9 protein-coding genes are annotated in these 10,529 nt (G+C 68.3%); 7 read left to right on the forward strand and 2 right to left on the reverse strand.

The window, feature by feature from the left end:
• Window positions 1-15 precede the first annotated feature (15 nt).
• Both ACIHAO_RS37855 and ACIHAO_RS37860 read right to left on the reverse strand, forming a co-directional pair.
• Complete coding sequence (locus ACIHAO_RS37855; protein WP_125788277.1) at window positions 16-366, reverse strand: MmcQ/YjbR family DNA-binding protein; 351 nt, start codon at window positions 364-366, stop codon at window positions 16-18.
• On the reverse strand, window positions 350-1,057 hold the full coding sequence (locus ACIHAO_RS37860) for a hypothetical protein (protein ID WP_396566274.1): 708 nt from the start codon (window positions 1,055-1,057) through the stop codon (window positions 350-352). Before ACIHAO_RS37860 ends, ACIHAO_RS37855 begins: the two co-directional genes overlap by 17 nt.
• Before the next feature lie 187 nt (window positions 1,058-1,244).
• Here ACIHAO_RS37860 and ACIHAO_RS37865 point away from each other — a divergent pair, with 187 nt between their 5' ends.
• The 7 genes from ACIHAO_RS37865 (at window position 1,245) to ACIHAO_RS37895 (ending at window position 10,218) form a co-directional block, all read left to right on the forward strand.
• A complete protein-coding gene (locus ACIHAO_RS37865; RefSeq protein ID WP_396566276.1) occupies window positions 1,245-2,708 on the forward strand; it encodes an NB-ARC domain-containing protein in 1,464 nt (487 codons plus the stop codon).
• A gap of 87 nt (window positions 2,709-2,795) precedes the next feature.
• Window positions 2,796-4,364 carry a carbamoyltransferase C-terminal domain-containing protein gene (locus ACIHAO_RS37870; protein ID WP_396566278.1) on the forward strand — a complete coding sequence of 523 codons (1,569 nt, stop codon included), beginning with the start codon at window positions 2,796-2,798 and terminating at the stop codon, window positions 4,362-4,364.
• A gap of 102 nt (window positions 4,365-4,466) precedes the next feature.
• Entirely contained in the window at window positions 4,467-5,624 is a 1,158-nt protein-coding gene (locus tag ACIHAO_RS37875) for an NAD(P)/FAD-dependent oxidoreductase (RefSeq protein ID WP_396566280.1), read from the forward strand.
• A complete protein-coding gene (locus ACIHAO_RS37880; protein WP_396566282.1) occupies window positions 5,621-6,874 on the forward strand; it encodes an ATP-grasp domain-containing protein in 1,254 nt (417 codons plus the stop codon). The genes ACIHAO_RS37875 and ACIHAO_RS37880 overlap by 4 nt, the downstream gene beginning before the upstream one ends.
• 79 nt (window positions 6,875-6,953) lie before the next feature.
• On the forward strand, window positions 6,954-7,766 hold the full coding sequence (ddaH, locus tag ACIHAO_RS37885; RefSeq protein ID WP_396566284.1) for a dimethylargininase: 813 nt from the start codon (window positions 6,954-6,956) through the stop codon (window positions 7,764-7,766).
• Window positions 7,767-7,776: 10 nt separating this feature from the next.
• Window positions 7,777-9,198 (forward strand): cation:proton antiporter, encoded by a 1,422-nt coding sequence (locus ACIHAO_RS37890; protein ID WP_396566286.1) that lies wholly within the window; start codon window positions 7,777-7,779, stop codon window positions 9,196-9,198.
• A gap of 6 nt (window positions 9,199-9,204) precedes the next feature.
• Entirely contained in the window at window positions 9,205-10,218 is a 1,014-nt protein-coding gene (locus tag ACIHAO_RS37895; RefSeq protein ID WP_396566288.1) for a TauD/TfdA family dioxygenase, read from the forward strand.
• Window positions 10,219-10,529 lie beyond the last annotated feature (311 nt).

Genomic DNA, 10,529 nt, shown 5'->3' on the forward strand with positions numbered 1-10,529 from the left:
GCCGAAAGGAGGGGTTCACCGCGGGTTCTTTTCCAGGTATTCCGTCCAGACCTTCTTGGGCACGCACATTCGCCACGAGTCGACGATCAGCTCTCGTAACTCCTCGTAATCGATCGCGGACAGCCGGACGCGAACCCACTGATAGCGCATATCGGAGGGAATCGGCATCATGAACTTGTCCGGCTCGCCTGCCACCAGTGCTTCCCGCTCTTCTTTGGGATAGCCGAATCCCATCACGGTTTCGTCGGGTGAGAGCGAAAGGAAGACGATTCGCCCCACGCGGAACTTCGCCCGGTCCCGGACCAGCGCCTCATAGGCGCGGGGAAGCTCCGAAGCGATCTTCCTGACATCATCCCCGGTTACCATTTTTCCACCATTCTCCGCTGTCTGTTCCCCAGTCACCCTTGGCGCCCATGGTGAAGGCGACGTAAAGGTATTCGTCGAGGACCTTCGCCAGTGACACGGGCCTGCCCACCAGGGCAGAAATGTCCTCCCCGCCGTCTCCCGTCTCCGCGATCACCGCGGCGGCCCAGTCGCGGCCGAGCCGGAGGTGTCTGCCGAACGCGGCACCGTCGCGGGCGCCGTGGAGGGCGGCCGCGATGGCGGCGTCCCACGGCATGATCGTGTTGGGCCGCAACGCATACAGTGCCTTGGCCGCGGCCGTCGGACCGAGTGTGCGCCGGACCCGTCCGGCTGAGACGGCGACGCCCGAGAGGTCCGCGTACGCCTTCGCGGCGGTGTCGATCCCCTCGTCCGTCAGGTCGGCGAGGTCGACAGACGGGAGAGTAGCGCCCCAGGTCTCCCACCAAGCCCGGACCCCCTCGTCGAAGGGGGCGGGCTCGTCGTCCCGAGGGTATCGGATCCGGCATCCCCACGAGTTCAACCAGCGAAGAAGAATTGTGCGATGTGCGGGCTGTGACAGGTCGATCGCGGACCGCCCTCTTTGATCGGACGTAGCCGCTACGAGTCGAAGCCAAGAGGTGTCGGCATTCGCGAAGCCGTTGAACACTTCGGCGGCCCGCCGGAGTTCGGCGAGTGGCGGCAGGGCGTCAGACATGGGCGAACCCTATCCGGTGCCACCAAGGGGGTGAATTTCCGCGTCCAACTATTGGACTTTGTACATTGAGTCACCTATTTGTATCTGCTGCATGGTTGATTGGTCCTTTAGGGTTGTGGGCAGGAAGGCCACAGGGGTGGCGGTCACGCAGCGCGATTGCGTTACCCCATCCAGGGGAGGAGATGGCATGGGCAGACCCGAGCGACCGTTGGACGGCACAACCGGTCCGATCGCCGCATTCGCTCACGATCTGCGCGTTTTGAGGAACCGAGCGGGAAACCCGAGCTACCGGGAACTCGCGAGGACGGCACTGTTCGCACCTTCCGTGCTGTCCAGCGCGGCCAGCGGCCACCGGCTGCCCACTCTCGCCGTGACCTTGGCGTTCGTCTCCGCGTGCGGTGGGGATCGTGCGGCGTGGGAACGGCGTTGGCGGAGTATCGCGGGACAGGCAGGGAGCGGCGCCGAGATCCGGGAGGACCGTGCCCCGACGCCGCAGGCGGAGGTTCCGCCGGATGCCGCGCACGCGGTGTCATCCGGCGTCATCCGCCTCGCCCATCCGGCTCAGCTGCCCATGGGATCGAGGACTTTCGTCGGCAGGGAAAGGGATCTGGCCGACGCCGCCGGGATGATCGGGGCGACCGGACCGGTCAAGGTGCCGTTGCTCGTCAGCGGGCCGATCGGCGTGGGGAAGACGGCCTTCGCCTTGCGGCTGGCGGAAGAGGTGGCGGCGGACTTTCCCGACGGGCAGCTCTACGCCGATCTGGGGGACGGCGGAACCGGTGGCCGGTCGGCCAACGGGATCGTGCGTGGTTTCCTGCGCGCGCTCGGCGTGCCGGCGCATCTCGTGCCCGACGACCCGATGCAGCGGATCGGGCTGTACCGGTCCCTGCTCGCGGAACGCAGATTGTTCGTGCTCCTCGCGGGCGTCAGCGACGAAGGACAGGTGCGGCCGCTGCTGGGCCGGGCCCCGCACAGCCAGGTCGTGGTGACCAGCCGCGCCCGGCTGCTGGGGCTGGAGGACACGAACCGGATCGAGCTGGACACGTTCTCCCGCAAGGAATCGCTGGCATTGATCGGCAGGATCGCCGGCCAGGACCGGGTGCGGTCGGAACACGGCGCCACCGACATGATCGCCGAATTGTGCGGGGATCTGCCGTTGGCGATCAACATCGTCGGCCGCAAGATCGCCGCGCGCCCGGAATGGGCGATCGCGTACACGGCGGGCCAGCTCGCCGATCGCGGGCGGCTCATGGACAGTCTCGCCGTGGGAGACGTCAATGTCCGGGACCGGTTCACCTCGGCGTACGAACGGCTTTCGGCCGCCGAGCGGGAGGCCATCCATCACTTCGGGCAGAGCGGGGCGGGCTGGACGACGTCGATCGGCATCGCGGCGGCGATGGGCATCATGATCGAGACCGCCGACGAACTCCTCGAATCCGTAGTGGACGCCGGACTTCTCCAGCGTGCCAGCGTCGCCGGCCGGTACGCGGTCTCCCGGTTGGTCAGCGCGTTCGCCGCCGAGCGGCAACGCGAACCGAGCCCGTTCGCCGCCGCCGTCCCGATGGCGGGCCGCAGGGCCAGGAAGAACGCGTTCGAATCGCTGCGCCACGAGGCCGTGCGCACGCTGCCCGGTGGCTCGTCCGAAGGTTGATTGTTCTCCCCGTGCGGCGCTTCCGGTCAACGGGCCGCGCGGTTTGAATGAGTCGACGAATGAAGGCGAGCGAAATTCGGTGACACAATGCTGATTCTGTCGATGAAGGAGGGGCACGATGGCGGGATCGTGGCGATCGAGGACGGCAAGCTGCTGTTCGCGCTGGAGTCGGAAAAGGACAACTACCCGCGCTACGACCGGATCACCGGCGAGCTGATGGCGCGGGCGGCGGGCATGCTCGACGCCCGCCCCGACGTGGTCGCGCTCGGTGGCTGGGTCAAGGGGGAGTTCTCGGTGGAACCGCCCTCCCGCACCGGATACTTCGGTGTCGGCGAGGGCGCGATCTCCGACGAGGCGGGCAAGTTCTTCGGCAAGGACGTGCGCTACTTCTCCTCCACTCACGAGCGCTCGCACATCTACACTTCCCTTGGAATGGCCCCCGCGGCGCCCGGCCAGGCGTACTACTCCCTGGTGTGGGAAGGGAACATCGGCGACTTCTACCGGATCGACGAACGCGGTGAGGCCACGCATCTGAAGCACGTGCTGGCCGACCCCGGTGCGAAGTACGCGTACCTGTTCGCGCTGGCGGACCCGGGTTTCCCGCTGGGGAAGGGAAAATTCCGGTTCAACGACGCCGGCAAGCAGATGGCGCTGACCGGGTTCGCCGAGCCCGGCCCGCTCACCCCGGACGAGCAGAAGACCATCGACTTCATCCTCGACCGCGACGGCATCATCCTCGGTCTGTCCAAAGAGGAGATGTCCTGGTCCCATCTGTACAACGCCGGTGTCTGGTCGCAGGAGTACCGCAACGCGGCGGCGAAGCATTCGCAGGCGATCTTCAACCGGTTCCACGACTACGCCGAGAAGAACCTGACCGAAGGCCTGCCGCTGCTGATCTCCGGCGGCTGCGGCCTGAACTGCGACTGGAACCGCATGTGGCGTGAGAGCGGCCTGTTCTCCTCGGTGTTCGTGCCGCCTTGCCCCAACGACAGCGGTTCCGCGCTGGGCACGGCCATCGACGCGCAGTGGTTCTACACCGGGCAGGCGACCATCGAATGGGACGTCTACGCGGGGGAGAACTTCGTCGAGGACGTCATCCCGGATCCCGCCAAGTACGAGACGCGGCCCCTCGTGGCGAGCGAGGTCGCGAAGTACCTCAAGGACGGCAACATCATCGGCTGGGCGCGTGGCCGGTACGAGATGGGCCCGCGGGCGCTGGGCAACCGGTCGATCCTGGCCGCGCCGTTCACCGTGGACACCACCGTGCGGCTCAACAAGATCAAGCGCCGGGAGGACTACCGCCCGATCGCCCCGATCGCGCTGGAATCCGACGCTCCCAGGTGGTTCGTCGGCTCGGTCGAGGATCCGTACATGCTGTACTTCAACCACGTCACCTCCGACGAGTTGAAGGCCATCACGCACATCGACGGCACCGCGCGCACCCAGACGGTGACGCGGGAACGCAACGCCGGCATCACCGACCTGCTCGAGGCGTTCCGCGAGCAGACCGGGTTCAGCGTGCTGTGCAACACCTCGCTGAACAACAACGGGCGCGGTTTCCTCAACCGCACCAGCGATCTCATCGAGTACGGGGAGACGTACGGCCTCGACGGCTACGTCATCAACGACACGTTCGTGACCCCGCGCGACTCCTGAATCCTTGCCCAACGGGGGCAAGACCCGGATGCCACGCGCCCAGTCGTGGCGTCCGGGCACCTCGTCGCGCCCATCGAACTTTTCGCCAGGAGGGGGAAGGCCATGCGAGTCGTGCTCGCGGGCGGCGGGGTCATCGCGTTGCTGACCGCCGTGGAGTGCGTGTCGGCCGGGCACGAAGTGGTGATCGCCGATCAGGCGGACATCCCGTTCTCCGGCGCGACGTCGTTCGACCGTCATCGAGTGCTGCGCGCGCTGCACCCCGGTGACCTCGCCACCACGGCGGCCGCGGTCGGCGCGCACCACGCGTGGATCGAACTCGAACACCTGCTGTCCACGGCGTTCTACGAACAGTCCGGCGCGCTCACCGCGCTCGGGACGGACGACGCGACAGCCGCGCGGGACCTGCTGACGGCGGCCGGATCGAAGGCCGAAGTGTTCGGCCCGGATGAACTCGCCGCCGAGTTCCCGCACGCCGGATTCGTGCCCGGTACGGGCGCGGTCTTCGAGTCGCACGCGGGGATCCTGCTCGCCGATCGCTTGCTGGCGGCCTGCGCCGGCTGGCTGCGCTGGCACGCGCACGCGGAACTCCACCCGCATCGCAAGGTGGTCGGGGTCGACGCCGACCGGGCCGAGGTCCGGCTGGCCGATGGCGAGACCCTCCGCGGGGACGCGGTGCTGCTGGCAGCGGGGCCGTGGTCGCGGGAGCTGCTGGCGCCCGAGCTGTCCAGGGAACTCGTGCTGCACCGGCAGACCATGCTCTACTGCGACGTCCCGCCCGCCGACGCCGCCGCGTGGGCCGCGACCCCGGCGATCACCTCGCTCGGCTCCGACGGCGGCGCCTGGCTGGTGCCGCCGGTCGCCGGGACGCCGTTGAAGCTCAGCGCCGCGAGCGCGTGCCGGGTGGTCGACGAGGTCGGCGGCGCCACCGTGCCCTCGTGGTGGCGTGAGCATTTGATCGACACGTTCACCGCGCTGATCCCGGGCTTCCGGCGGGACTGGCTGATCGACACCCGGGACTGCCACTACCTGGCCCGGCGCTCCACCCTCGGCCCGATGCTCGCCGTCCTGGGCGACCGGGTCCTGTCCTACGCGGCGTGCGGCGGCTCGTCGTTCAAGTTCGCCCCGCTGATCGCCCGGTCCCTCGCCGCGCGCCTGACCGGCGCCGAACCGGCCCCGACCGGACTCGAACCACTCGACCGGCCGCTCGTGCGAGCGGGCGGTGTCCACCCGATCCGTCCTGCCCTACGAGGTGTGTCGTGAAACTGCTCGCGCTGGAAGCCAGCCAGAACTCCTACTACTACCTGCCCCGGTACCAGCAGATCGAGGACTTCGGCGGGGTGCTGTACGTGCTCAACGGGATCGGGACCGAGGATCTCTGGCCGTCCGAGCGTTACCGGGTCGCCGGCAGCAACCACATCGACGACCTGATCCGGCACGCGAAGGCCTGGCACGCGGAAGAGTCGTTCGACGGCGTGCTCACCTTCTCCGAGTCCGGTGTGGTCCTGGTCGCCGCGGTGGCCGAAGCGCTCGGCCTGCCCGGTGTCGGGGTGGATGCGGCGCGGACGAGCCGAAACAAGCTGATCATGCGGCAGGCGCACGAAAAGGGCGGGGCCGCGCATCCGGACTTCCGGTTCGTCGAAGACCTCGATTCGGCCCTCCAGGCCGCCGAGGACTTCGGCTATCCAGTGATCCTCAAGCCGACACTCGGCGCGGCCAGCAACTTCGTGTTCCGGGTCGACGACGAGGAGAAGATGCGGCAGCGCTACGCACAGGCGCGCGAAGGCATCGACGGCATGAGCTGGTACAACATGGAGGCCGAAGGCTTGGACCCCGGCCCGCACGGCCTGCTCGTCGAGTCCTTTCTGGACGGTCATGAGCACCTCATCGAAGCCGTCGCCTGGGACGACGAGGTCTACCTCGCGTCCATTGTGGACAGGGTCACGTCGGAGGGCGAGACCTTCGACGACGACGTGCACCACGCGCCCACGTCGCTCACCGCCGAACAGGTCGCCGAGGTGCACGCCGTGGTGACCGCCGGAGTGCGGGCACAGGGCCTCACCCGCGGTGCGCTGCACGCCGAAGTCCGCTTCCATCAAGGAAAGCCGTTCCTGTTGGAGATCGCCGTCCGCCCCGGCGGCGGGGGACTCGACCACATGGCCCGGCTTTCGGCGGGCTACGACCCGATCAAGGGACTCATGAACGTCTCCCGCGGGGTTCGGCCGGACGTCCGTCATTTCAGCCCGACCGGACTGCACACCGCCGCGATGTGCCTGATCTGCCCGGGCGGCGTGATCGCCTCGATCGAGGTTCCGCCGGCGGTGAACGACTCGGAATCCCTGTACTACCTCAAGATCTTCGCGAAGCCGGGCGACCTGATCAAGCGCCCGCCGCTGGGCAACAACATCTTCGGTGGCATCGGCGCGCTCGGCTCGACCTTCGACGAAGCCATGCGCAACGCGAACGACCTGGCGGGCAAGATCGAGGTCAAACTCTCCGAAACCCAGAAGTAGCACCGAATCCTGTTCGACGAAACCGGAGCCTCACCCAGGGTCCGGTGGCGGAAGACGCCCAAAACCGCGTGGAGGAAGCGTGTCACGGACTGCCACCCAACGGCACTACCTGATGGTGAGACCGACGTACTTCGACGTCGAGTACTCGATCAATCCCTGGATGGACCCGAAGAAACCCACGGACACCGAGCTGGCCGTCGCGCAATGGGAGTGGCTGCGCGATCTGTATGTCGACCTCGGCCATCGTGTCGAGCTGCTCGACCCGTTGCCCGGCCTGCCCGACATGGTGTTCGCGGCCAACGGCGCGACCGTGGTCGACGGGCAGGTGCTCGTCGCGCGATTCCATCACGTGCAGCGGGCAGGCGAGTCCGAGGCGTACCTGGAATGGTTCCGGGCCAACGGATATCGCTACGTGCGGCAGGCGCAGTGGGTGAACGAGGGCGAGGGCGACTACCTCGTCACCGGGAGCACGATCCTCGCCGGGACCGGGTTCCGCACGAACCCCGAGGCACACAACGAGTCGCGTGAGTTCTTCGGCCGTCCGGTGACCAAGCTGACGCTGATCGACCCGCGGTACTACCACCTCGACACGGCGCTCGCCGTCCTCGACGACGACACGGTCATGTACTACCCGGGGGCGTTCTCCGAGGACAGCCGTCTGCTGCTGAAGGAGATGTACCCCGACGCGATCCTCGCCTCCGAACGCGACGCGTCCGTCTTCGGCCTCAACGCCGTCTCCGACGGCAAGCACGTCGTGCTGCCGCAGGCGGCCACCGGGCTGACCGCGCAGTTGCGGGAGCACGGCTTCGAACCGATCGGTGCCGACCTGTCCGAATTGCTCAAGGCGGGCGGCAGCGTCAAATGCTGCACGCTGGAACTGCGTGCCGGTTAGGGAGAACTCGATGGATACGGCTGTGCGGGATCGCGGCGGGCGCACCACACTGCGCCGGATCGTCGTCGGGACGGCGTTGATCGCGGTCCCGGCGGTGGTCGTCGTCGTGGTGCTCGGATTGGGCGCGGCCAACGCGCCGGTCGCGAGCACGGCGGCGAAGGCCGCGGGCGGCGGACCCGACGTCTACGCGCGCCTGCTGGTCGCGCTGCCGGTGATCCTGGGCGCCTGCCATCTGGCGGGTGTCCTGGCCCGGCGGCTCGGCCAGCCCGCGGTGATCGGCGAGATCGTCGCGGGCATCCTGCTGGGGCCGTCGCTGTTCGGGATCGTCTTGCCCGGCGCCTTCGGCTGGTTGTTCCCCGGCGGCGTGGTCTCGGCGATCGACATCCTTTCGCAGCTGGGCCTGATCTTCTTCATGTACCTGGTCGGTTCCGAGATCGATGTCGACGCGGTCCGCAAACGCGGCTTCACGGCGGTGACGGTCAGCCAGGTCAGCATCGCGCTGCCGATGGTCTGCGGCATCCTGCTCGCGCTCGGCATGTACCCGGCTTTCGGCGGAGACGTCGGCTTCCTTGCGTTCGGACTGTTCATCGCGGTCTCGATGAGCGTGACGGCCTTCCCGGTGCTGGCGAGGATCCTCACCGACCGGGGGATCTCGAAGACCCCGCTCGGCGCGCTCGCCCTCACCTGCGCCGCCGTCGACGACGTCGCCGCGTGGTGCCTGCTCGCCGTCGTGGTCGCCGTCAGCCAGGGCGGGGCGCCGTCGGAGGTCTTCCTGACCGCCGGGCTCACCCTCGCGTTCGTCGTGCTCATGATCTACGTCGTCAAGCCACTGCTGGGAAGGGTGCTCAGCCGGGTGCCCGAACCCGCGGTGCTCGCGATCCTGCTCGGCGGGATCATGCTGTCGGCCTTGGCCACCAACGAAATCGGCATCCACGCGATCTTCGGCGCCTTCCTCTTCGGGGTGATCGCGCCGAGGAAGGACCCGGTCGTCGCCCGCGCGGCCGGGAAGCTCGGCAGCGTCACCCTCACCCTGCTGCTGCCGCTCTTCTTCGCCTACACGGGACTGCACACCGAGTTCAGCCTGCTCGGCTCCGGATCCCTGTGGCTCTGGACCCTGCTCATCACGGCGGTGGCGGTGTTCGCGAAATGGGCGGGCAGCACCGCGGCGGCGCGGCTGACCGGTGTCGGCTGGCGCGAGTCGCTGTCGCTCGGGGCGCTGATGAACTGCCGGGGGCTCACGGAACTGGTGGTGCTCAACGTCGGCCTCCAGCTGAAGGTGATCAGCCCGGCGGTGTTCGCGATGCTCGTGATCATGACGCTGGTTTCGACGATCGCGACCGCCCCCGCGCTCACCCTGATCGCCAGGTTCGGAAAAAAGTCCGGAAAGGACTTGGACAAGACCGCCGGTCCAGCGGCGGCGGAAAGCAGATAGGACACCATGACCAGCAAGCAGGAAACCCTAGTCAGCACCTTCGCCGAGGTCGTGCTCGCCGACGAGGTCCGGGACACCATCGGCGGTGAGCTGCGGTCCTTCCCGAACCCCGCCGACGACATCGACCGCTCGCTCGCGATGCTCCGGGTCGCGTTCTCGAAGCTGCCGATCGACCAGCTGCAGACGATCCTGGACTTCGGCAGGCACGTCGACACCCCCGGCGTCGCGCTCGTGCGCAACCTGCCGGTGGACCAGGAGCTCCCGGAGACGCCGATCGACGGGGAACCCAGCAAGGACAAGAAGACGTTCGTCGCCGAGACCGTCCTTTTGGGACTGAGCCAGCTGCTCGGCGAGCCCGTCGGGTTCACCACCGAGAAGAGCGGGCGGCTCGTGCACGACGTCGTCCCGGTTTCGGCGGGCGCGCGGAGCCAGACCAACCAGAGCTCGCACGTGTTCCTGAACTTCCACAACGACATCGTGCACGACGACCTCGGCCGCTACGACGTGTCCAATCCGGACTTCCTGGTGCTGAACTGCGTACGCCAGGACGGGAACAAGGAGGCCGTCACCTACTACGCCGACGGCCGGGACATCTCCGCCGCGCTGGCCCCCGAGGTGCTCGACGTCCTGCGCCGCCCGCTGTTCCGGCTCAACGCGCCCGGCAGCTACGTGCGCGATGTCGCGAAGGGGGCTGACGTGCTCTCCGACCTCGTGCCGATCATCTCCGGGCCGGCGGACTCGCCGGAAGTGGCGGTGTCGGCCAACGGTGTGGTGGGGGAGACCGTCGAGGCGGAACAGGCGCTCGAGGAACTGCAGCGGGTCTGCCGCGAGGTCGCGCACCAGGTCAAACTGGAGCCGGGGACGGCGCTGCTGATCAACAACCGGAAGGGCCTGCACGCGCGGTCGCAGTTCTTCGCGCGGCACAACGGGCGGGACCGGTGGTTGCAGCGCACCTACATCCGCCGGAGCCTGTGGACGATCCGGTACCGGGGCACGGCCGGCGACCGGCGGGTGCACTGAGGCTTCCACACCACCCAGGCGGTTTCGCGTGACCCGACGGACGACACGCGTGACTGAACGGACGACACGCGCGCGGCCCGGGTCCTCCGCGAGTCGTCCGCCTGGACACGCGTGTCGTCCCTCTGATCACGCGTGTCGTCCATCCCGACACGGGTGCCGTCCCTCCGAGCACACGCGACCGCACTGGGCAGCGGGCGTGGGGGGGGGGGGGGGGGGGGGGGGCGCCGGGGGGGGGGGGGGGGGGGGTGGTCGGGTGCGGGACGGGCGCCCCGGGCGAGTGGGAGAGGGGCAGGGGGTACTCAAGAGCCGAC

This window comes from Amycolatopsis sp. NPDC052450 (genome assembly GCF_044547565.1).
Lineage (GTDB): Bacteria > Actinomycetota > Actinomycetes > Mycobacteriales > Pseudonocardiaceae > Amycolatopsis.